This is a genomic window from Streptomyces sp. NPDC101110 (assembly GCF_044759525.1).
Classification (GTDB): Bacteria; Actinomycetota; Actinomycetes; order Streptomycetales; family Streptomycetaceae; genus Streptomyces.
Map to the genome: position 1 here is coordinate 129,613 of NZ_JBIVZM010000006.1, position 21,665 is coordinate 151,277.

The window sequence follows — 21,665 nt, forward strand, 5'->3', positions numbered from 1 at the left end:
CGTGGCGTGGCCCGGCGATCGGGCGGTGAATCGGCGTGCCGGCCCGGCAACGGACCGAGAGCCCGGCGATCGGCCGCACCATCGGCGTGAGTGCCCCGGCGGTCCGCGGGGAATCGGCGTGGGCGCCCCGGCGGCCGGACCGGTGATCGGCCCGCGTGGTGAGGCTATCGGCCTTCGAGTCGCTCGAGCACGAGCCTCGCCGTCTCGGTCGGGGTGCGGCCCACGCTCACTCCGACGGCCTCCAGAGCCTCCTTCTTCGCGGCGGCCGTGCCGGAGGAGCCGGACACGATCGCGCCCGCGTGGCCCATGGTCCTGCCCTCGGGCGCGGTGAAGCCGGCGATGTAGCCGACGACCGGCTTGGTGACGTGCTCGCGGATGTACGCCGCCGCGCGTTCCTCCGCGTCGCCGCCGATCTCGCCGATCAGGACGATCAGTTCGGTGTCGGGGTCGTCCCCGAAGGCGGCGAGGCAGTCGATGTGCGTGGTGCCGACGACGGGGTCGCCGCCGATGCCGACGCAGGTGGAGAAGCCGATGTCGCGCAGCTCGTACATGAGCTGGTACGTGAGTGTGCCGGACTTGGAGACCAGGCCGATCCGGCCCGGCTTGGTGATGTCGGCCGGGATGATGCCGGCGTTGGACTGGCCGGGGGTGATGAGGCCCGGGCAGTTGGGTCCGACGATGCGGGTGCCCTTGTCCTCCGCGTGGGCGGTGAAGGCGACGGTGTCGTGGACGGGGATGCCCTCCGTGATGACGACGGCGAGGCCGATGCCTGCGTCGGCGGCTTCGATCACGGCCGCCCGGGCGAAGGCGGGCGGCACGAAGACGACGGTGACGTCCGCCCCGGTGGTGCGCATCCCCTCGGCGACCGAGCCGAAGACGGGCACGGCACGGCCGTCGAAGTCGACGGTGCGCCCGGCTTTGCGCGGGTTGACGCCGCCGACGACGTTCGTGCCGGCCGCGAGCATCCGCCGCGTGTGCTTCATGCCCTCGCCTCCGGTCATGCCCTGGACGAGGACCTTGCTCTCCTTGGTGAGGTAGATGGCCATGGTGTTCCCTCTCCTCAGACCGTGGTGGCGAGTTCGGCGGCACGAGCGGCGGCGCCGTCCATGGTGGTGACCTGCTCGACCAGCGGATGCGCGTGCGCGTCGAGGACGGCTCGGCCCCGGGCCGCGCTGTTGCCGTCGAGGCGCACGACGAGCGGCTTGGTCAACCGGACGGCTCCCAGGGCCTGCACGATGCCGTCGGCGACAGCGTCGCAGGCGGTGATGCCGCCGAAGACGTTGACGAAGACGGACTTCACGTCCGGGTCGGAGAGGATGACGGACAGTCCGTCCGCCATGACCCGGGCGCTCGCTCCGCCGCCGATGTCCAGGAAGTTGGCCGGTCGCGCGCCGGATCCCGCGACCACGTCGAGCGTCGACATGACGAGACCGGCGCCGTTGCCGATGATGCCCACCTCGCCGTCCAGCTTGACGTAGTTGAGGCCCTTCGCGGCGGCGGCCGCCTCCAGCGGGTCGTCGTGTTCCGTGTCGTCCGCGCCCCACCGCGCTTGCCGGAAGCGGGCGTTGTCGTCAAGGGTGACCTTGCCGTCGAGGGCCAGGATGCGGCCCTCCTTGGTGCGGACGAGCGGGTTGACCTCGACGAGGAGGGCGTCCTCGCGGACCAGGACGTCCCACAGGCGTACGAGGACGTCGACGGCCTGCGCCGGCAGCCCGGCCGCGTCGGCGATCTCGGTGGCCCTGGCCGAGGTCACGCCCTCGGCCGGGTCGACGGGGATGCGCGCCACTGCCTCCGGCCTCGTGGCGGCGACCTCCTCGATCTCCATGCCGCCCTCCGCCGAGGCGATCGCGAGGAATCGGCCGGCCGCGCGGTCGAGTACGTAGGACACATAGAACTCGGCCTCGATGTCGACGGGTTGGGCCAGCATGACCTTGCCGACCGTGTGACCCTTGATGTCCATGCCGAGGATCTGGCGTGCGGTCAGCTCCGCCGCAGCCGGATCGGCGGCCAGTCTCACGCCGCCGGCCTTGCCTCGCCCACCGGTCTTCACCTGGGCTTTCACCACGACCCGACCACCGAGCCGACGGGCGATCTCGCGCGCTTCCCCGGGCGAGCCGGTCACCTCGGCCCGCGGCACCAAGATGCCGTGTTCTTCGAAGAGTTCCCTTGCCTGGTGTTCGTACAGGTCCATCTCCGGCTCCTGACTGCTGTGTCTTCTGGGGAGCGACTCCCAGTCCCCCGAAAATGCCGCGCACCCCCTGGACACCACCCACCGGATGCGGGATAACAAGCTTCATACAGTATTCGTCGACTGTATGCAATGTACTGCGAGCCGCTCCAACCCCCTACGAAGGGACAGGACTTCGCCATGCCCGACGACACCCAGGACGTGATCTCCGGTGGTCATCTCGTAGCCAAGGCACTGAAGGCCGAGGGAGTCGACCGCATCTACACGCTGTGCGGCGGCCACATCATCGACATCTACGACGGCTGCGTCGACGAGGGCATCGAGGTCGTCGACGTACGCCACGAGCAGGTCGCCGCCCACGCCGCCGACGGTTACGCGCGCATCACCGGCAAGCCCGGCTGCGCGGTGGTCACCGCCGGTCCGGGGACGACGGATGCCGTCACCGGCGTCGCCAACGCCTTCCGCGCGGAGTCCCCGATGCTGCTGATCGGCGGTCAGGGCGCGCTCACCCAGCACAAGATGGGGTCACTGCAGGACCTGCCGCACGTCGAGATGATGAACCCCATCACCAAGTTCTCGGCGACCGTGCCGGACACGGCCCGCGCCGCGGACATGGTGTCCATGGCGTTCCGCGAGTGCTTCCACGGCGCGCCCGGTCCCTCCTTCCTGGAGATTCCGCGCGACGTGCTCGACGCGAAGGTCCCGGCCGCCAAGGCGCGCGTGCCGCGGGAAGGCGCCTACCGCGCCTCGACCCGCTCGGCCGGCGACCCCGAGGCGATCGAGCAGCTCGCCGACCTGCTGGTGCACGCCGAGAAGCCGGCCATCCTGCTCGGCAGCCAGGTGTGGACGACCCGGGGCACCGAGTCGGCCATCGAGCTGGTCCGCACCCTCAACATCCCCGCCTACATGAACGGCGCAGGACGCGGCACCCTCCCGCCCGGCGACCCGCACCACTTCCAGCTCTCGCGCCGGTACGCCTTCTCAGGTGCCGACGTCATCGTCATCGTCGGCACACCCTTCGACTTCCGCATGGGCTACGGCAAGCGGCTCTCCCCGGACGCGACCGTCGTGCAGATCGACCTCGACTACCGCACCGTCGGCAAGAACCGCGACATCGACCTCGGCATCGTGGGCGACGCGGGGCTGGTGCTGAAGTCGGTGACCGAGGCGGCCTCCGGGCGCGTCAACGGCGGTGCGTCCCGGCGCAAGGAGTGGCTGGACGAGCTGCGGGCCGCCGAGCAGACCGCTCTGGAGAAGCGGCTGCCGAATCTTAAGTCCGACGCCTCGCCCATCCACCCCTACCGACTGGTCAGCGAGATCAACGACTTCCTCACCGAGGACTCGATCTACATCGGCGACGGCGGCGACATCGTCACCTTCTCCGGGCAGGTCGTGCAGCCCAAGTCGCCCGGCCACTGGATGGACCCGGGCCCACTCGGCACACTCGGCGTCGGCGTCCCCTTCGTGCTCGCGGCCAAGCAGGCACGGCCCGACAAGGAGGTCGTCGCGCTCTTCGGCGACGGCGCGTTCTCCCTGACCGGCTGGGACTTTGAGACCCTCGTCCGCTACGACCTCCCCTTCGTCGGCATCGTCGGCAACAACTCCTCCATGAACCAGATCCGGTACGGCCAGGCCGCCAAGTACGGCAAGGACCGCGAGCGGATCGGCAACACCCTCGGCGACGTCCGCTACGACGAGTTCGCCCGGATGCTGGGCGGTCATGGCGAAGAGGTCCGCGAGCCCGCCGACATCGGTCCGGCCCTGCTGCGCGCTCGTGAGTCCGGCAAGCCGTCGCTGATCAACGTCTGGGTCGACCCCGACGCGTACGCCCCCGGAACCATGAACCAGACCATGTACAAGTGAGGTGCCCCCGATGACTTCTCCGTCCACCAAGGCCCTCGAAGGCATCCGCGTCCTGGACATGACGCACGTCCAGTCCGGGCCGTCGGCGACCCAGCTGCTCGCCTGGCTCGGCGCGGACGTCGTCAAGCTGGAGGCTCCGACCGGCGACATCACGCGCAAGCAGCTGCGTGACCTCCCGGACGTCGACTCCCTCTACTTCACGATGCTCAACTGCAACAAGCGGAGCATCACCCTCAACACCAAGACCGAGCGCGGCAAGGAGATCCTCACCGAGCTGATCCGGCGCTCCGACGTCATGGTCGAGAACTTCGGCCCGGGCGCGGTGGACCGGATGGGCTTCACCTGGGACCGCATCCAGGAGATCAATCCACGGATCGTCTACGCCTCCATCAAGGGGTTCGGCGAGGGCCCGTACACCAACTTCAAGGCGTACGAGGTCGTCGCGCAGGCCATGGGCGGGTCGATGTCGACCACCGGTTTCGAGGACGGACCACCGCTGGCGACGGGGGCCCAGATCGGGGACTCGGGGACGGGTGTGCACGCCGTGGCGGGCATCCTCGCCGCGCTCTTCCAACGGGAGCGCACCGGGCGCGGGCAGCGGGTCAACGTGGCCATGCAGCACGCTGTACTGAATCTGTGCCGGGTGAAGCTGCGGGACCAGCAGCGGCTGGCACACGGGCCGCTCGCTGAATATCCCAACGAGGACTTCGGCGACGAGGTTCCCCGGTCCGGGAACGCGTCCGGTGGCGGCCAGCCCGGCTGGGCGGTCAAGTGCGCGCCGGGCGGCCCGAACGACTACGTGTACGTCATCGTGCAGCCTGTCGGCTGGCAGCCGATCAGCGAGCTCATCGGCCGGCCCGAGCTGGCCGCCGACCCGGAGTGGGCCACACCGGAGGCGCGGCTTCCCAAGCTCGGCAAGATGTTCCAGCTGATCGAGGAGTGGTCCTCCACGCTGCCCAAGTGGGAGGTGCTGGAGCGGCTCAACGCGCACAACATCCCGTGCGGGCCGATCCTGTCCACCCGGGAGATCATCGAGGACCGTTCGCTCGTCGCCAACGAGATGGTCGTCACCGTCCCGCACCCCGAACGCGGTGACTTCGTGACCGTCGGCAGTCCGCTCAAGCTGTCCGACTCCCCTGTCGACGTGACCAGTTCGCCCCTGCTCGGCGAGCACAACGAAGAGGTCTACGTCGGCGAGCTCGGCCTCGGCGACGAGGAAGTGCGCCTGCTCAAGTCGAACGGAGTGATCTGACGTGATGGCGGAAGACCGCGTCCTGCGCGTGCGGTCCCTCCTGGAGGCCGTGCGGGCCGAGGGACGGACCGCACTGACCGCCCCCGAGGGCAAGGTGATCGCCGACGCGTACGGGATCGCCGTACCGGGCGAAGAGCTGGCGACGGACGTCGACGAGGCCGTGGCGTTCGCCGCGCGCTTCGGCGGGCCCGTGGTGATGAAGATCGTCTCGCCGGACATCCTGCACAAGACCGACGCCGGCGGAGTGATCGTCGGGGTCGAGGGCGCGGCCGGCGTCCGGGCCGCGTTCCACACCATCATCGACAACGCGCGCGCCTACGACGCCGATGCCCGCATCTCGGGCGTGCAGGTTCAGGAGTTGCTGCCGAAGGGGCAGGAGGTCATCGTCGGCGCGGTCACGGACCCCACGTTCGGGAAGGTGGTCGCCTTCGGGCTCGGCGGGGTGCTCGTCGAGGTCCTCAAGGACGTCACGTTCCGGCTCGCGCCGGTGAACGCCGACGAGGCGCTGTCCATGCTGGACTCGATCCGGTCGGCGGAGATCCTGCGCGGGGTGCGCGGCCAGGCGGGCGTGGACCGGTGGGCCGTCGCCGAGCAGATCCGCAGGGTGTCGCAACTCGTCGCGGACTTCCCCGAGATCGCCGAGGTGGACCTCAACCCGGTGATCGCGACGCCGGAGGGGGCCGTGGCGGCCGACATCCGGGTGATCCTCGCCGAGTCGCAGCCCGCACCGCGCCGGAGGTACTCGCGCGACGAGATCCTCGCGTCGATGCGCCGGTTGATGCAGCCGCGCTCGGTCGCCGTGATCGGCGCCTCCAACGAGCAGAGGAAAATCGGCAATTCGGTGATGCGCAACCTCGTGGACGGGGGCTTCGCGGGCGAGATCCACCCGGTGAACCCGAAGGCCGATGACATTCTGGGCCGCAAGGCGTACAAGAGTGTCACGGACGTTCCCGGTGAGGTGGATGTGGCGGTCTTCGCGATCCCCGCCAAGTTCGTGGCCTCGGCCCTGGAGGAAGTGGGACGCAAGAAGATCCCCAACGCCGTACTCATCCCCTCCGGGTTCGCGGAGACCGGCGAGCACGAACTCCAGGCCGAGATCGTGGAGATCGCCGAGCGGCACGGCGTACGGCTGCTGGGGCCGAACATCTACGGCTACTACTCGACCTGGCAGGACCTGTGCGCCACGTTCTGCACGCCGTACGACGTCAAGGGCGGCGTGGCGCTGACCTCGCAGTCGGGCGGCATCGGGATGGCCATCCTGGGCTTCGCGCGCACCACCAAGACGGGCGTGTCGGCGATCGTCGGGCTCGGCAACAAGTCGGACCTGGACGAGGACGACCTGCTGACCTGGTTCGGCGAGGACCCGCACACCGACTGCATCGCGATGCACCTGGAGGACCTGAAGGACGGCCGGGCCTTCGTGGAGGCCGCGCGGGCGACCGTGCCGAAGAAGCCGGTGGTCGTGCTGAAGGCCGGGCGGACGGCGGCCGGTGCCAAGGCGGCCGGTTCGCACACCGGGGCCCTCGCGGGCGACGACGCCGTGTACGACGACATCCTTCGGCAGGCCGGGGTCATCCGCGCGCCGGGGCTGAACGACATGCTGGAGTACGCGCGCGCGTTGCCGGTGCTTCCCGCACCCAAGGGCGACAACGTCGTGATCATCACGGGTGCCGGCGGCAGTGGTGTGCTGCTCTCCGACGCGGTGACCGACAACGGCCTGTCCCTGATGGAGATCCCGGCGGACCTGGACGAGGCGTTCCGGACGTTCATCCCGCCATTCGGGGCGGCGGGCAACCCGGTGGACATCACCGGGGGCGAGCCGCCGTCGACGTACGAGGCGACGATCCGGCTGGGTCTGGAGGATCCGCGCATCCACGCGCTGGTCCTCGGCTACTGGCACACCATCGTCACTCCTCCGATGGTCTTCGCGGAGCTCACCGCGCGCATGGTGGCCGAGTTCCGGGAGCGCGGGATCGAGAAGCCCGTGGTGGCGTCGCTCGCGGGCGACGTGGAGGTCGAGGAGGCCTGCCAGTACCTCTTCGAGCGCGGGGTCGTGGCCTACCCGTACACGACCGAGAAGCCGGTGGCCGTGCTCGGCGCGAAGTACCGCTGGGCGCGGGAGGCGGGACGGCTGGGGGGCGGTACATGAGGTGAGTGAGCGGGGGGCCTGCCGACGGTGCGCGCCGGCAGGCCCCGGGACCCGCACGCGCACGAAAGGCATGGGACAGGGGGCGCTGGCCAGATCTTTCGACGCAAGGGGTGCGACACGACATGACAACGACCGATCTGCCCACCACGGTTCCCTACCGGGAGGTCACCGACGCGAACGGTCGCGTCTACCGCCTTGGTGAGACCGACATCGACATCATGGGCCGCAAGCGCAAGTGGATGGTGATCCTGCCCTGGATCGGCATGATGGGCATCTCCTCCGCCGAGTACGCGTTCGCGTCCGCCGAGGACACCCTGCACACGGCGCACAGCTGGAACAGCATGCACATCTTCTGGATGATGACCGTCTGGGTCTTCTTCCAGGCCGCGGTGGCCTTCCCCGCGGGCAAACTGCGGGAGAGCGGGAAACTGCCGGCCCGCTGGGCCATGATGCTCGGCGCGACGGGCACCCTGATGGGCTACCTGTCCCTCGCCTTCGCACCGCACGTGGTCTTCGCCTACATCGGCTTCAGCATGTTCAGCGGCATGGGCGCCGGCATGGTGTACGCCACCTGCGTCAACATGGTCGGCAAGTGGTATCCGGAACGCAAGGGCGGCAAGACCGGCTTCGTCAACGGCGGTTTCGCCTACGGCTCGGTGCCCTTCGTGTTCCTCTTCAACGGCTACATGGACCTGACGAACTTCCGCTGGGTGCTGGTCTCGGTGGGTGTGTTCCTGGCCGGCATGGTCGCGTGCTCCGGCTACTTCTTCAAGGACCCGCCGAAGAACTGGTGGCCCTCCACGATCGACCCCCTGAACCCGCCGGACGACCCGCGCGCGGCCCGCTCGCTGCGGATGAACCCGCCGGCGGTGCGCCAGTACTCCCCCAAGGAGGCGTGGAAGACCGGCCGGGTGGCCCTGATGTGGTTCTGCCTTGCGTGCACGTCCGGCGTGAACATCTTCGGCATCGCCTTCCAGGTGGACATCGGCGAGGAGGCCGGATTCGCCGGCGGGATCGTGGCCACGGCCATGTCCCTGAAAGCGGTCGTCAACGGAACGGGCCGCGGTGTCATCGGCTGGCTCTCGGACCTCTACGGACGCAAGCGGTGCCTGCTCGTGGTGTGTCTCATCCTGGGCCTCGCCCAGTACGGCATCCTCTGGTCGGCCGAGAGCAAGAACCTGACCCTGTTCCTGATCTTCTCCGCGATCTCCGGCTTCGGCGGCGGTGCCATCTTCCCGATGTTCGCGGCGCTGACCGCCGACTACTTCGGTGAGAACAACAACGCCTCCAACTACGGCATGGTCTACAGCGCCAAGCTCGTCTCCGGCCTGGGCGCCGGCATGGGTGCCGTGGTCGTCGGCGCCTGGGGGCACCCCGGTGCCTTCATCCTGGCCGGCTCCATCTCCCTCTTCGCCGGTTGCGTGGCGCTGTTCCTCACCCCGCCGGGCCGCGACAAGGAAAGGCGCCGCATCTCCCCCAACCCGCAACCGCTCGGCGAGGACACAGCCTGACATGACGGCGGATCCGTACGAAGCCAGCACTTCCCCTTGCCCTCCGACGCCGCACACCGTCCCTACCGCGAGGTGACCGACCCCCACGGCCGAGTCCACCGCCTCAGCGAGACGACCGGGACCTCCTCAGCCGCAGACCGTGGGCTGAAGGCGGCCCACCCATGAGGAGGCCCCTCCCCGGGCGGGGAGGGGCCTCCTCATGCTCGTACGCCGGTCAGCACTTCTCCCTCAGGGAGTGCAGGTGCGCGCTGGAGCGGCGCGCGAAGGTGAACGACTCGGCCGGGTTGTCGTGCTCGGCCTGCCAGTGGTGGGCCATGCGATGACCGCGCAGCCGGGTCACGGCCGAGATGAAGCGCTGGTAGTCGATGTCGCCGTCGCCGACGTCGGTCATGCGGTAGCCGTACGGGTTCGAAGGGTCGCTCTCGCCGTCCTTCACGTGGAAGAGCGGGTAGCGGTCGGGCCGCCGGAGGACGTAGTTCAGCGGCTCGAACGGAGCGGGGGTGCCGTCGGGCCGCTTGGAGAACCGGAACTGGCCGACGTACGCCCAGTAGATGTCCATCTCCAGGAAGACCAGGTCCGGGTCGGTCCGACCGAGCAGCACGTCATAGAGGCGGACCTTGGGATCGTCGGTGGCGAAGGAGAACTCCTCGGAGTGGTTGTGCTGGTAGAACTTCATGCCGCGTGCCCTGGCCGCCGCGCCGTAGGTGTTGAAGTCCTCGGCGGCACGCTTCCAGGCGTCGACGGTCGAGCCGTAGCGGAACGGACCCGAGGCCGTGCCGATGTGCTTGAGGCCGAGGGCCTGGGCGTCGTCGAGGACCTTGGTGAGGTTCTGGGCGAAGGTGTAGGCGTTCGGGTCGTCGGAGTAGTAGCCGACGTGGCTGCCGATCGGGTTCAGGCCGTGGTCGCGGGCCAGCCGCTTGAGCTGGGCGAGCGTGATGGGGCCGGCGGATCCCTGGGTGTAACCGGCGAACTCGACCTCGTCGTAGCCGTACCGCTCCAGCTCGGCGAAGACGGGGCCGAAGCCGAGGGTGGAGACCTTGTCGCGCAGGCTGTACAGCTGGATACCGAGGCGTCCGGGCGGCAGGACGGGGCGGCCGCGACCCTTCGCACCGGAGACGCTGGCTGTGGTCGCCGTCGTCGCGGGGGTGGCGGTCGCGGGGGCCGCGGCGCCGAGCAGGGCGGCGGCGGTGGCCCCGGCGGCGACGCCGAGCATGCCTCGTCTGCTGAGGCGGTGTCCGAGCTCGGGGTCGGGCTGGGAGAAGCGGCTCATGCGGGGAACTCCTCGTGATCGCGGGGCGTTGTCAGTGGTGAGTGCTTCACTTGTGACCAGTTGGACACTGAGGGTGAGAACCTCAGGTGAGACCGGCGAGTCGGAGCAGCAGTGACTTCACATCGGTGGCCGCGACGCGGTCGCCGACAGCACGGGGGGTGGAGCAGATGAGGAGCGGACCGTCGTCGTCGCTCACCGGGAGGCGGCCGTGGCTGCCGCGAATAGGTGAGGGGTCCAGGGGCACGACCGCCATGCGGTAGCGCATGCCGAGTTTCTTGCGCGCCAGTGCGGTGGCCGCCTTGACCTTGACGTACGGGTCGAGGGGATCCATGAAGAGTTCGACCGGGTCGTAGCCGGGTTTGCGGTGGATCTCGACGAGCTGCGCGAAGTCGGGCGCGCGGGCGTCGTCGAGCCAGTAGTAGTACGTGAACCAGGCGTCGGGTTCCGCCACGGCGACCAGTTCGCCGGCGCGCGGATGGTCGAGGTGGTGGTCCTTCTTGCCTTCGTCGTCGAGGAGTCGGTCGATGCCGGGCAGGCCGTCGAGTGCGGCCCGGGTGGCGTCGAGGTCCTCGGCGCGGCGCACGTAGACGTGGGCGATCTGGTGGTCGGCCACCGCGAAGGCGCGTGACGCCATCGGGTCGAGGTACTCCATGCCGTCCTGCGTGTGCACCTCCAGCAGGCCGGCGCGGCGCAGGGCCCGGTTGATGTCGACGTGCCGGTTCACGCGGGTGATGCCGTACTCGGACAGGGCGACGACGGTACGGCCCTGCGCGCGGGCGTCGTCCAGCAGAGGGGCCATGGCGGTGTCCAGGTCGGCGGCCGCCTTCAGGGAGCGCGGATCGTCGGGGCCGAACCGCTGCAGGTCGTAGTCGAGGTGAGGGAGGTAGCAGAGCGTCAGGTCGGGGTGCCGGGTGGTCATGATGTGGCGGGTCGCGTCGATGATCCACCGGCTGGAGACGAGGTCGGCTCCGGGGCCCCAGAAGTGGAAGAGGGGAAAGGTGCCCAGTTTTTCGGTGAGTTCGTCGTGGAGCGCGGCCGGCCGCGTGTAGCAGTCGGGTTCCTTGCGGCCGTCGGCGTAGTAGACGGGGCGGGGGGTGACCGTGAAGTCGGTGTCGGCGCCCATGGCGTACCACCAGCAGATGTTCGCCACGGTGTAGCCGGGGTGGGCGCGGCGGGCGGCGTCCCAGAGCTTGTCGCCGGACACGAGCCCGTTGTGCTGGCGCCACAGCAGGACGTCACCGAGTTCGCGGAAGTACCAGCCGTTGCCGACGATGCCGTGCTCCGAGGGCATGGCGCCGGTGAGGAAGGTGGACTGGGCGGCACAGGTCACCGCCGGCAGGACGGTGCCCAGCGGGGCGCGGGAGCCGGACTGGCCGAGCGACTTGAGGTGGGGCATGTGGTCGAGGAGACGGGGGGTGAGGCCGACGACGTCCAGTACGAGGAGCGGGGTGGGGCGGTCTGTGGCGGCCGGGAGCGGGGCGGCCGGGTCGGTTGCGGACGGAAGTGAGGCTGCCGGATCGGCGATGGCCGGTTCCGGGTGCTCGTCGGGGCCGGTGCTCATGGCAGCTCCTTCAGGCCGAGGTCCGTCAGCAGGTCGCGGGCGAGGGCGAGTTCGGCGGCGATGCCGTCGGCGAGCTGGGAGCGGCCCCTGGGGCGCAGCTCGGGTGGGAGAGCCTGCCAGGTGTAGGTCTCGACCTCCAGGTGGCGGGTGAGCGGGGCCGGGCCGCCGACGAGCCGGGTCAGGGCGGAGGAAAGGACCGTGAGGGTGGAGGTGAGAGGTGCGGCGGGTGCCGCGTGCAGGGGGACGTGGAAGTGGGCGCGCCAGGGCGAGGCGTCCGGCAGGGCGTGTCCGGCGAGGGCCTCGTCGAGGTCGTCGGTGGCGCGCAGCCCGGCGGCGGTCGCCGTGCGGGTCTGGTGCAGGAAGCGGGGTTCGGCGAAGGCGGCGAGCGCTTCGCGTACCTCCGGGAGATGGGGGTGCTCGGCGTGCAGGGCCGCGGAGAGCTGGGATTTGACAACGGGGACGCGGGCTGCGGCGAGCGCGTCCAGGGCGGTGTGCGGGTCTTCGAAGGAGGTGGCGAGATGGCAGGTGTCGAGGCACAGGCCGATGCGATCGTGGCCGATCGCGGTGAGCGGGGCGATGGCGTCGCGGGTGGTCTCGACGACGCAGCCGGGTTCCGGTTCCAGCCCCACGCGGAGGGAGCGACCGGTGAGTTCCTCGAGGGCGTCGAGGCGTTCGGCGAGGGTGCGCAGCGCCGTGCGGGCGGTCTCGGCGCGCGCGTCGTCGTACGCGGTGCGCCAGGCGAGGGGCAGTGTGGAGATGGTCCCGTCGGTGACGTCGTCCGGGAGGAGGCCGGCGAGCACTCGGGCCAGGGCGGTGGTGTGGTCGAGGCGTTCCGGGTCGGCCCAATCCGGTTTGTAGACGCGGTACTTGACCTCCTCGGCGCCGAAGCCCTCATAGGGGAAGCCGTTGAGGGTGACGACCTCGAGGCCGCGCCGGTCGAGTTCGGTGCGCAGCTTGCGCAGTGCGGAGGGGTCGGTGACGAGTGCGTGGGCGGCGTCCTTGGCGAGCCACAGCCCGATGCCCAGCCGGTCGCGGCCCAGGCGTCGGCGGACGGGCTCGCAGTGGTCGCGGAGCTGGGCAAGGACGCCGTCGAGGGTTTCAGCGGGGTGGACGTTGGTGCAGTAGGCGAGGTGGACGGTGGAGCCGTCGGGGTGGCGGAAGCGCATGGCTCACGCCTCCGCGGCGGGGACGCGGTCCGGTGTGCCGGGGCCGGTGACCGGCTCGTGCGGATCCTTCGGGGCGCCGCGGAGGATGGAGTTGCCCTCGTGGGTGGCGTCCGTGCCGGTGACGTCGAGGTTCAGCCGGCCGCTGAGCCCGTAGAAGGCGACGGGGTTGCGCCACAGCACCTGGTCGACGTCGTCCTCGTCGAAGCCCTCGGCCAGCATGAGGTCGCCGACCTTGCGGGTCTTGAGGGGGTCGCTCTTCCCCCAGTCGGCGGCGGAGTTCACCAGGATCTGCCCGGTGCCGTGGGCGCGCAGGACGGCGACCATGCGCTCCTCGTCCATCTTGGTGTCCGGATAGACGGAGAAGCCGAGCCAGCAGCCGCTGTCCCTGGCCTCCTTGACGGTGGTCTCGTTGAGGTGGTCGACGAGGACCCGGTCCGGCGCCAGTGCGGACTCCCGGACGACGTCGAGGGTGCGGCGCAGCCCGGCGAGTTTGTCGCGGTGCGGGGTGTGCACGAGGGCGGGCAGGCCGTGATCGGCGGCGAGCTGGAGCTGCGCGGCGAGGGCGGTGTCCTCCGCCGGGGTCATGGAGTCGTAGCCGATCTCTCCGACCGCCACGACGTTGTCCTTGACGAGATACCGGGGCAGTTCGTCGAGGACGGGCAGGCAGCGCGGGTCGTTGGCCTCCTTGGGATTGAGGGCGATCGTGCAGTGGTGGGCGATGCCGTACTGGGCGGCGCGGAAGGGCTCCCAGCCGAGGAGGGAGTCGAAGTAGTCACGGAAGGAGGCGGGCGAGGTACGCGGCTGGCCGAGCCAGAAGGACGGCTCCACGACGGCGCGCACACCGGCGGCGTGCATGGCCTCGTAGTCGTCGGTGGTGCGGGACGACATGTGGATGTGGGGGTCGAAGATGCGCATCAGGACTCCTTGCCGTGGGGGTGGTCCGTGCCGGGTGTGTGGTGCACGGACTCGGTCAGGTCCAGGACGCGGTACAGGTCCTCGGGGGCGGTGCGGCCGGCTGCGGTGCGTTCAGCGGCGTAGTCGCCCAGCATGCGGGCGAGTTCGCGGTCGCCGGCGGCGCGCCGCGGAAGGTCCGCCACGTGGTCGACGGGCACGCCGGTGAACAGGCACTTCAGCACGGCGTGGCGCCAGGCGTGGGCGGTCAGGTGCCGGGCGGCGTAGGGCCCGACAGCGGCTGCGAGGAGCCGGGTGTCGTTGGTGCGCAGGGCGTCCTCGACCAGTGGGAGGGCGTCCGGGCCGGAGACGAGGTGGGGCAGGGCGTGCAGTACGGCTCGGCGTTCGTCGGCGGTGCCCTGGAAGTACACCCGGGTGAGGGCGTCGGTGCCGGCACGGGCCGCGTCCAGGATGAGGACGCGTGCGGCGTCGGCGTGGGCGGGGCCGCAGCGCCGGGCCGCTTCGGCGAGGCGTAGTTCCCAGACGGAGATGGGTCCGTGGAGGCCGGGGTGGGCGGCGGCCTCGTCGAGGGCGTGGTCGAGCCAGGTGCGGGCGTCAGGGTCGAGGCGGCTGGTGAGGTGTCGGCGCAGGTCGCGAAGGGAGGGGGTGAGGATGCTGCCAGGGGTGGTTCGGCCGGTGTGGGGGCTGGTGCCCGGGGCATCATGGGTTCTTCCGGTGCTCGCCGCGGGGATGGCGCGGGGGTGGGTCATCTGCTGCTCCCTTCGGGGGTGGTGGAGGGAGCGCCGTGGGGTGGCGCGGCCTGCCGGCGGGGCGGAGCGGAAGCAGGGGCAGCGGTGGCCGCGGTCCGCTCGGCGTGGCGGAGGAAGGGGAGGGAGTGGGCGGCGAAGTGCGGGCCGGCATGGGAGTGGCGGGGCAGTTCGACGACGGTCAGTCCCTGGTAGCCGGTGGCGGCGAGGGCCGCCAGGACGGGCGGGAAGTCGATCTCTCCGTCTCCGAAGGGGAGGTGCTCGTGGACGCCGCGCCGCATGTCCTCGATCTGGACGTGTCGCAGCCAGGGGGCGACGGTCCGCACGCAGTCGGCCGGTGCGAGGGGTTCGAGGCACTGGCAGTGTCCGATGTCCAGGGTGAGGCCGAGGGCTTCGGGGTCGCCGAGGGCTCCGCGCAAGTGGTGGAAGTCGGCCAGGGTGGCCAGGAGGTGGCCCGGTTCGGGTTCGACGGCGAGCGGGACACCTGCGCGGGCGGCTGCGTCCAAAACGGGGGTCAGGGCCTCGGTGAGGCGTTTCCACGCGATGTCCGTGGCGGTGCCCTGCGGGACGGTTCCGCTGAAGCAGTGGACCGCGTGCGCGCCGAGGTCGGCGGCGACCCTGACGGCCCGCAGGAGGAGGTCGGCGCGGCGGGCCCGGTCTTCGGGGTCCGGGTCCAGCAGGGACGGGCCGTGCTTGCGGCGCGGGTCGAGCACATAGCGGGCACCGGTCTCGACGGTGACGCCCAGCCCGAGTGTGCCCAGCCGGTGCGCGACCCGGCGGGTGCGGGCGGCGAGGTCGGGTGCGAGCGGGTCGAGGTGCATGTGGTCGAGGGTCAGGCCGACGCCGTCGTAGCCGAGGTCTGCGAGGAGGGCGAGGGCGTCGTCGAGCCGGAGGTCGGCGAGGCCGTTGGTGCCGTAGCCGAAGCGGAGGTCGGGGGCGGCGCCGATCCGGTTCTCGGGGGCGTCGGCTTCGGAGCTCATGTGACGCTCACCTTCTTCGCGAAGCGGGCTCCGAGGGGCGCGAGGGCCGTGATGAGGAGGGCGGTGGCGGTGCCCCTGGAGCGGGCGGCGAGGGTGGCCTGCAGGGGAATGGTGGCGCGGATGCCGGCCCCGACGGCGCGCTGGGTGAGAGGGGGTGAGGGGTTCAGGGTGGCGTGGAAATAGGGGCGGGCGGTCGTCGCGGCGTAGACGGCGCCGAGGGCGGTGGTGAGCAGCACCCCCGGCTCGGGGTCTGGCCACCGGGCCGGCCGGAGGCCTGTCCGGGCGCGCGGGGTCGCATGCCTGCGGCCGTCGGCCGGGGTGCCGGGGCGGCGGGTGACCAGTCGGGTGAGCAGCGTGGTCGTGGCGAGGGCCGCCAGCGGAGGCAGGTGCGGGCCGCCCTGTGCTTCCTGGCGGGAGACGGTGGTGACGGCCAGCGTGTGGGTGCCGAGGAGGGCGGCGGAGGGCAGGGCCTCCCGGGTCCGGCCGGTGGTGGCCGCGGCTCCCAGGAGCAGGTCCAGGCTCCGGGCGGTGCCCATGGCCAGGGGGCCGGCGGGCGTGCGTTTCAGGCCCAGGTCGTAGGCCCAGACTGTCGCGGCCAGGGGTGCGGCGACAGCGAGGGCGGGCCGGCCGGCGCGGGCGGCCAGGGCCAGCCCGGCCCCGGTGAGGGCTCCGGCCGCGGTGAGGGCGGCGGTGGGGCGGATGCGGCCTGAGGGCAGGGGGCGGTGCGGGCGTTCGACGGCGTCGACGTCGCGGTCGGCCCAGTCGTTGAGGGCCATGCCGGCCTCGTACAGGCAGAGGGAGGAGGCGATGGCGAGCAGGGTGCGGGATGTGGGACGTGCGCCGGATGCCGCCGTTCCGGCCAGGGCGTCCCCGGGGACGGTGAACAGGGCGGGCAGCCGCAGGAGTTCGGCCCAGGCGCGGACGCGGTGCCGGCCGGGGCTGCCGGTGCGTGTGTGGGGAGCTGGGCCGGCGGCGGTGTCTCCCGGGGTGGCTGCGGGAAATCCGTCGGGGCGGCCGCCAGGGCGCTCGCGCGGCGTCACAGGGCTCCGCCTGACTCCTCGGTGTCCCTCACCGGCCGTGTGCCGCGGCCCTCCGGGTCGCCCGGCCCGAGGCCACGCCCGAACCGGATCAGTTCCTCGTACTGCTCGGACAGGCCCGACGGCCCGTTCCCCACCGGGTCCTTGAAGTAGAAGCCGAGCGCTCCGAGGGGGCCGGACAGCCCTGCCTGGTGGGCGCGGGCGGTCAGGCGGGCCAGGTCCAGCACCAGGGGCGCGGCCAGAGCCGAGTCGCAGCCCTGCCAGGTGGTCTGGAGGATCATGCGGGTGCCGAGGAAGCCGTCGAAGGCGATGTGGTCCCAGGCGGTCTTCCAGTCGCCGAGGGCGGGCACGTCGTCGATGTGGACCTGACCCTCGGGGACAGTACCGAGGGTGTCGGCGAGGACGCGTTCCTTGCCGGCGTTCTTCGCCGCCGCGGCGGCCGGGTCGGCGAGGGCGGCGCCGTCGCCGCCGCCGAGCAGGTTCGTGCCGGACCAGGCCCGGACCCTCAGGGCCCGCTGGGCGAACATCGGGCCGAGCACGGCCCGCAGGAGCGTCTGTCCGGTCTTGCCGTCCCGCCCGGCGTGGGGCAGGCCACTGTCCTCGGCCTCGCGGGCGGCGACCGGGTGGTGCATGCCCTCGGAGGGGGTGAAGTTGACGTAGGGGCAGCCCGCGCGCAGGGCGGCCAGGGCGTAGAGGGTGCTGGCCGGCAGCGGGGCGCCGGACCCCTGGGAGGCGGGTTCGGTGGAGGCGACGTTCACGACCACGGCCCGCTCCAGCTCGTGGCGGTGCAGGAAGTCGCGCAGGTCGTCGGTGAAGGCCGTGACCAGTTCGGCCTCGGTCCTGGTGTCCCCGGCGGTGGGCCCGCCGGGCCTGATCTCCCGGTCGGCGGCGGCAAGTTCGGCGGTGACGGCGGTGGCCACGCCGGGTGGGAGGACGCCGCCGGCGGTGAGGGTCTCGGCGCGTTTGGGCAGCGGGCAGTCGAGGGTGTCGTGCCCGCCGAAGACGAGGTCGGTCAGTGCGGGCAGGCCGCTGTCGGTGAACGCGGGTGCCTCGGTGACCATGCCGGTGGGCGGGTGCAGTCCGGCGGCGACGGCGGCGCACCCCGTGACGACGGTGGTGGCGACGGAGCCGCGGGCTCCGATCAGCCACACCCCCACACGCGGTCGGGAGAGGGACGCGGACATGGGCAGCCTCCTGATCGTGCGCGAGCCACGGGGGGAGCGGGACGGGGACGGCGGGCGGGGGTCCGGCGTCCCCCGCCCGCCGCCGTTCACTGACCCTGGACGGGCAGTTCCTTCAGCTGGATGTTGCGGAAGGAGACCTGGTCGTCGGCGCCGTGGTTCTGCAGGCCGATGTAGCCGTCGGTCAGGCTCCGCTCGGGGTTCTTGTTGGTGAAGTCGTTGATCCTGACTCCGTTGAGGAACACCTGGAGGCGTTCGCCCTGGACCTTGATCTCGTAGGAGTTCCACTGGCCGGGCGGCCGCAGGACCTGGTCGCGGGCCTTGATGTTCGCCGACTTGAACGAGTAGACGGAGCCCGTGGTGCGCTCGGGCGCGTCCGTGGCGTCGATCTGGATCTCGTAGCCCTTGTTCACCGCGGACCAGGGGTCGTCGGAGGCGGGGAAGCCCACGAAGATCCCGGAGTTGTCGTCGCCCTGCATCCTCCAGTCGAGCTTGAGGGAGTACGACTTCAGCTCCTTGGCCTGGTACCAGAGCAGGCCCATGCCGCCCTCGGTCTCCAGGGTGCCGTCCTTGACGTTGAACGTGCCGGGGCCGGCCTGCTTCCAGCCGTCCAGGGTCCGGCCGTTGAAGATCTTCCGGTAGTCCTTGCCCGGCTTGCAGTCCGCCTTCACCTGGCCGGTGGCGTACTGCAGGCCGCCGAGCAGGTGGGCGCGGAAGGCGGTGTCGGCGTAGGACTCCTTGGTGTGGCCGCCGCCGGTGTAGAAGGACCGGCCGCCTCCGTAGCTCTGGCACCAGGCGATCGGGTGGTCGCCCTTCATGGTGCCGCCCTGGTAGGTGGTCTCGTCCAGGGTGGCGAGGACCTTGGCCTTCTCCCGCGGGTTGGTGCGGTAGTTGTACCACTCGTCGGTGCGTTCCCAGGCGTCGTCCAGGTGCGCGGTCGACGGGTGGTCGTGGTCCTCGACGCGGACGGTGGCCTTCTGGATGGCAGGGTGGGACTGGAAGTAGGCGCCGACGAGGCCGCCGTAGAACTCCCAGTCGTACTCGGTGTCGGCGGCCGCGTGGATGCCCATGTAGCCACCACCGCCTGCCACATAGTCCTCGAAGGCCTTCTGCTGCTCGGCGTTGAGGACGTCGCCGGTGGTGGAAAGGAAGGCCACCGCGTCGTACTTGGCGAGGTTGGTCGTGGTGAACTGGCGTGCTTCCTCGGTGGCGTCGACGGTGATGCCGGCCGGGCCGCCGAGCTCCTTCAGGGCGGTGATGCCCGCCGGGATGGAATCGTGCCGGAAGCCGGCCGTCTTGGAGAAGACCAGGACCTTCTTGCCACCCTTGAACGGCTCCTTGGAGAACTCGAAGTCGTCCACGTCGTACAGCGCGCCTTCGCCGCCCTTGAAGACCAGGTAAATGTCGGTGGTCTTCTTCGGCAGCGAGCGCAGCGGCACGTCGATGTTCTGGAAGGTCTCCCAGCCGCCGGTCGGCGGGATGTGGGCCGAGCCGTGCAGGGGTCCGTCGGGCGAGCCGGTGCGCAGTTCGACGAAGCCGCCCGCGCCGCCGGAGGAGGCCCGTACGGTCATCTTCTTCTCTCCGTCGAACCGGTAGGGGCTGAAGGAGATCCAGTCGCCGTCGTGGATGTCGCCGACGGTCTTGCCGCCGTTGGCGCCGGTCTTGGTGATGACCGAGACGCCCGACTGGGCGGTGAAGTGCTCGCCCTGGCGGTGCAGCGGCTGGAGCACGGTGCGGGCGGTGCCGGGCAGGGCCTCCTGGCCGCTTGCCCCGCCGTCGGTGTAGCTCGCGCCGACGACGCCGTAGATGTTGGCGTTGGGGTCGTGGCCGCCGTCACCGGGGGGCGGGGTCAGAGTGCCCTCGCAGCCCATCTCGCTGGTCAGTTCGTGGGCGTGGGAGTCGTGGCCGAGGCTGTAGGTGACCTTGACCTTGGAGCAGTCGACGGTCTCCTCGGGGTCGGTGACCTTCACCCTGAACGGGACGGGCCTGCCGAAGGCGGCCATGCTGCCGTTGCCCGGGGTTTCGATCGTCACCTTCGGCTCGGTGTTGCCGACGACGATGCGGACGCTGGCGTTGCCGGTGTTGCCCTCGGGGTCCTTGGCGGTGAAGGTGGCGCTGTAGGTGCCGACCTTCTTGTACTTGTGGGTGGGGTTGAGGCCCTCGCCCTTGGTGCCGTCGCCGAAGTCCCAGCTGTAGGTGAGACCCGTGGAGTCTGCGTCCTTGGCGGAGGCGGTGAACGTGACCTTCAGTCCGGCCGCGCCGGACGTCTTGTCGGCGCTCACCTCCGCGATCGGCGAGAAGCCGTCCTCGGCGTTCTCGATCCGGTACAGCGCGGAGTCCTTGTCGCCCTGGAACCAGGAGAGGCCGTAGTCGAGGACGTAGAGGGCGCCGTCCGGGCCGAACTCCATGTCCATGATCTGGGTGCCGGTCCACGGGAAGTCGTTGATCTTCGCGACGGACCCGTCCGCGTTCTGCTCGATGCGCTTGATCCAGCGACGCCCGAACTCACCGGCGAAGAAGTCGCCGTCGTAGGCCTCGGGGAACTTCACACCGGAGTTCAGCTCGGGGTCGTAGCGGTAGACCGGGCCGCCCATCGGGGACTCGGAGCCGCTGCCGAACTCGGGCACGGAGCCGCCGTCGTACGGGATCCAGGCGGCCTGCGCGGGCGGCAGGTCGGTGAGGCCCGTGTTGTGCGGGGAGGTGTTCTTCGGGGCGTCGCAGTCGAACGTCTCGCCGGACTCCTTGGTGGCGAAGTCGTAGTCGACGTAAGGGTCGTTGTCGCCGGTGCAGAAGGGCCAGCCGAAGTTGGCGGCCTTGGTGACCTTGGCGAACTCGACCTGTCCGCCCGGGCCGCGCTTGGGGTCGGCGGCGCCGGCGTCGGGGCCGTAGTCGCCGACGTAGACGGTGCCGGTCTTGTCGTCGACGCTCATGCGGAAGGGGTTGCGGAAGCCCATCGCGTAGATCTCGGGACGGGTCCGGTCGGTGCCGGGGGCGAAGAGGTTGCCCTCCGGGACGGTGTAGGACCCGTCCTCGGCGACCTTGATGCGCAGGATCTTGCCGCGCAGGTCGTTGGTGTTGCCGGCGCTGCGGCGGGCGTCGAAGGCCGGGTTGCGGTTCGGCCGGTCGTCGATCGGGGTGTAGCCGTCGGAGGCGAAGGGGTTGGTGTCGTCGCCGGTCGACAGGTAGAGGTTGCCGTCCTTGTCGAAGTCGATGTCGCCGCCGACGTGGCAGCAGGTGCCCCGGGAGGCGGAGACGTCCAGGACCTTCTTCTCGCTGGCCAGGTTCAGCGTGCCGTTGGCGTTGAGGACGAAGCGGGAGAGGCGGTTGACGCCGTCGAACTTCTTGAAGTCGTCGGCGGTGCCGGTCTCCGGGGCGTCGCCCGCCGGGGTGTCGAGGGGCGGGGCGTAGTACAGATAGATCGCCCGGTTGTTCTTGAAGTCCGGGTCGATGCCGACGCCCTGGAGACCTTCCTCGTCGTGGCTGTACACGTCGAGTTTGCCGGCGATCTTGGTGACGCCGCCCTGGTCGGTGAGGCGCAGCGTGCCGTCGCGTGAGGTGTGCAGGACGCTGCGGTCCGGGAGGACGGCGAGCGACATGGGTTCGCCGGTCTCGGGTTCGCCTTTGGCGAGTGGTACCTGCTGGAACTGGCCCTCGGCGGCCGCCGGTTCGTCGTGTTCCGGGTGCCCGGGGTGGGCGCCGGCGACGGTGGCGGGGGTTCCGACGGCGAGAAGCAGGCCGGTGAACAGGGCGACGGTGGTGCGAAGTCCGGTACGCCTGGGGATGCGGGTGCTTCCGGGTCTGGTTCTGTGCACGAAGTCCCTCCGGGAACGGGGTGGGCCGTACGGGGTG

The 21,665-nt window shown here is 70.8% G+C and carries 15 protein-coding genes; 4 read left to right on the forward strand and 11 right to left on the reverse strand.

Annotation, left to right across the window (positions count from 1 at the left end; genetic code table 11):
• Positions 1-164: 164 nt before the first annotated feature.
• The gene (gene sucD / locus ACIQU3_RS15845) at positions 165-1,046 is read right to left on the reverse strand and encodes a succinate--CoA ligase subunit alpha (protein ID WP_403925478.1); all 882 of its coding nucleotides are present in this window, start codon (positions 1,044-1,046) and stop codon (positions 165-167) included.
• A gap of 14 nt (positions 1,047-1,060) precedes the next feature.
• Positions 1,061-2,191: an ADP-forming succinate--CoA ligase subunit beta gene (gene sucC / locus ACIQU3_RS15850; RefSeq protein WP_403925481.1), complete on the reverse strand. Its 1,131-nt coding sequence runs from the start codon at positions 2,189-2,191 to the stop codon at positions 1,061-1,063.
• A gap of 177 nt (positions 2,192-2,368) precedes the next feature.
• Here sucC and ACIQU3_RS15855 point away from each other — a divergent pair, with 177 nt between their 5' ends.
• The 4 genes from ACIQU3_RS15855 to ACIQU3_RS15870 all read left to right on the forward strand — a co-directional run bounded on the left by ACIQU3_RS15855 (position 2,369) and on the right by ACIQU3_RS15870 (position 8,963).
• A complete protein-coding gene (locus ACIQU3_RS15855) occupies positions 2,369-4,051 on the forward strand; it encodes a thiamine pyrophosphate-binding protein (RefSeq protein WP_403925483.1) in 1,683 nt (560 codons plus the stop codon).
• A gap of 10 nt (positions 4,052-4,061) precedes the next feature.
• The gene (gene frc, locus ACIQU3_RS15860) at positions 4,062-5,303 is read left to right on the forward strand and encodes a formyl-CoA transferase (protein WP_403733928.1); all 1,242 of its coding nucleotides are present in this window, start codon (positions 4,062-4,064) and stop codon (positions 5,301-5,303) included.
• A gap of 4 nt (positions 5,304-5,307) precedes the next feature.
• On the forward strand, positions 5,308-7,452 hold the full coding sequence (locus ACIQU3_RS15865; protein WP_403925486.1) for an acetate--CoA ligase family protein: 2,145 nt from the start codon (positions 5,308-5,310) through the stop codon (positions 7,450-7,452).
• Positions 7,453-7,574: 122 nt separating this feature from the next.
• On the forward strand, positions 7,575-8,963 hold the full coding sequence (locus ACIQU3_RS15870; RefSeq protein ID WP_403925489.1) for an OFA family MFS transporter: 1,389 nt from the start codon (positions 7,575-7,577) through the stop codon (positions 8,961-8,963).
• A 214-nt stretch (positions 8,964-9,177) separates the two neighbouring features.
• Here ACIQU3_RS15870 and ACIQU3_RS15875 read toward each other — a convergent pair whose 3' ends face one another.
• From ACIQU3_RS15875 to ACIQU3_RS15915, 9 genes are all read right to left on the reverse strand, one after another.
• Positions 9,178-10,233, reverse strand: a complete 1,056-nt coding sequence (locus ACIQU3_RS15875) for a sugar phosphate isomerase/epimerase family protein (protein WP_403733918.1) — start codon at positions 10,231-10,233, stop codon at positions 9,178-9,180.
• An 82-nt stretch (positions 10,234-10,315) separates the two neighbouring features.
• Positions 10,316-11,794, reverse strand: coding sequence for a nucleotide pyrophosphatase/phosphodiesterase family protein (locus tag ACIQU3_RS15880; protein ID WP_403925492.1), 1,479 nt, complete (start codon positions 11,792-11,794; stop codon positions 10,316-10,318).
• The gene (eboE, locus tag ACIQU3_RS15885) at positions 11,791-12,960 is read right to left on the reverse strand and encodes a metabolite traffic protein EboE (protein WP_403925494.1); all 1,170 of its coding nucleotides are present in this window, start codon (positions 12,958-12,960) and stop codon (positions 11,791-11,793) included. Before eboE ends, ACIQU3_RS15880 begins: the two co-directional genes overlap by 4 nt.
• Positions 12,961-12,963: 3 nt before the next feature.
• On the reverse strand, positions 12,964-13,875 hold the full coding sequence (locus ACIQU3_RS15890; RefSeq protein ID WP_403925497.1) for a TatD family hydrolase: 912 nt from the start codon (positions 13,873-13,875) through the stop codon (positions 12,964-12,966).
• Positions 13,875-14,621: an EboA domain-containing protein gene (locus ACIQU3_RS15895; protein ID WP_403925499.1), complete on the reverse strand. Its 747-nt coding sequence runs from the start codon at positions 14,619-14,621 to the stop codon at positions 13,875-13,877. Before ACIQU3_RS15895 ends, ACIQU3_RS15890 begins: the two co-directional genes overlap by 1 nt.
• Complete coding sequence (locus ACIQU3_RS15900; protein ID WP_403925502.1) at positions 14,618-15,598, reverse strand: sugar phosphate isomerase/epimerase family protein; 981 nt, start codon at positions 15,596-15,598, stop codon at positions 14,618-14,620. Before ACIQU3_RS15900 ends, ACIQU3_RS15895 begins: the two co-directional genes overlap by 4 nt.
• Complete coding sequence (locus tag ACIQU3_RS15905; protein WP_403925505.1) at positions 15,595-16,638, reverse strand: SCO3242 family prenyltransferase; 1,044 nt, start codon at positions 16,636-16,638, stop codon at positions 15,595-15,597. Before ACIQU3_RS15905 ends, ACIQU3_RS15900 begins: the two co-directional genes overlap by 4 nt.
• Positions 16,635-17,819: an inositol-3-phosphate synthase gene (locus ACIQU3_RS15910; protein WP_403925508.1), complete on the reverse strand. Its 1,185-nt coding sequence runs from the start codon at positions 17,817-17,819 to the stop codon at positions 16,635-16,637. Before ACIQU3_RS15910 ends, ACIQU3_RS15905 begins: the two co-directional genes overlap by 4 nt.
• Positions 17,820-17,905: 86 nt before the next feature.
• Positions 17,906-21,628 carry a ThuA domain-containing protein gene (locus ACIQU3_RS15915; RefSeq protein WP_403925511.1) on the reverse strand — a complete coding sequence of 1,241 codons (3,723 nt, stop codon included), beginning with the start codon at positions 21,626-21,628 and terminating at the stop codon, positions 17,906-17,908.
• Positions 21,629-21,665: the final 37 nt, after the last annotated feature.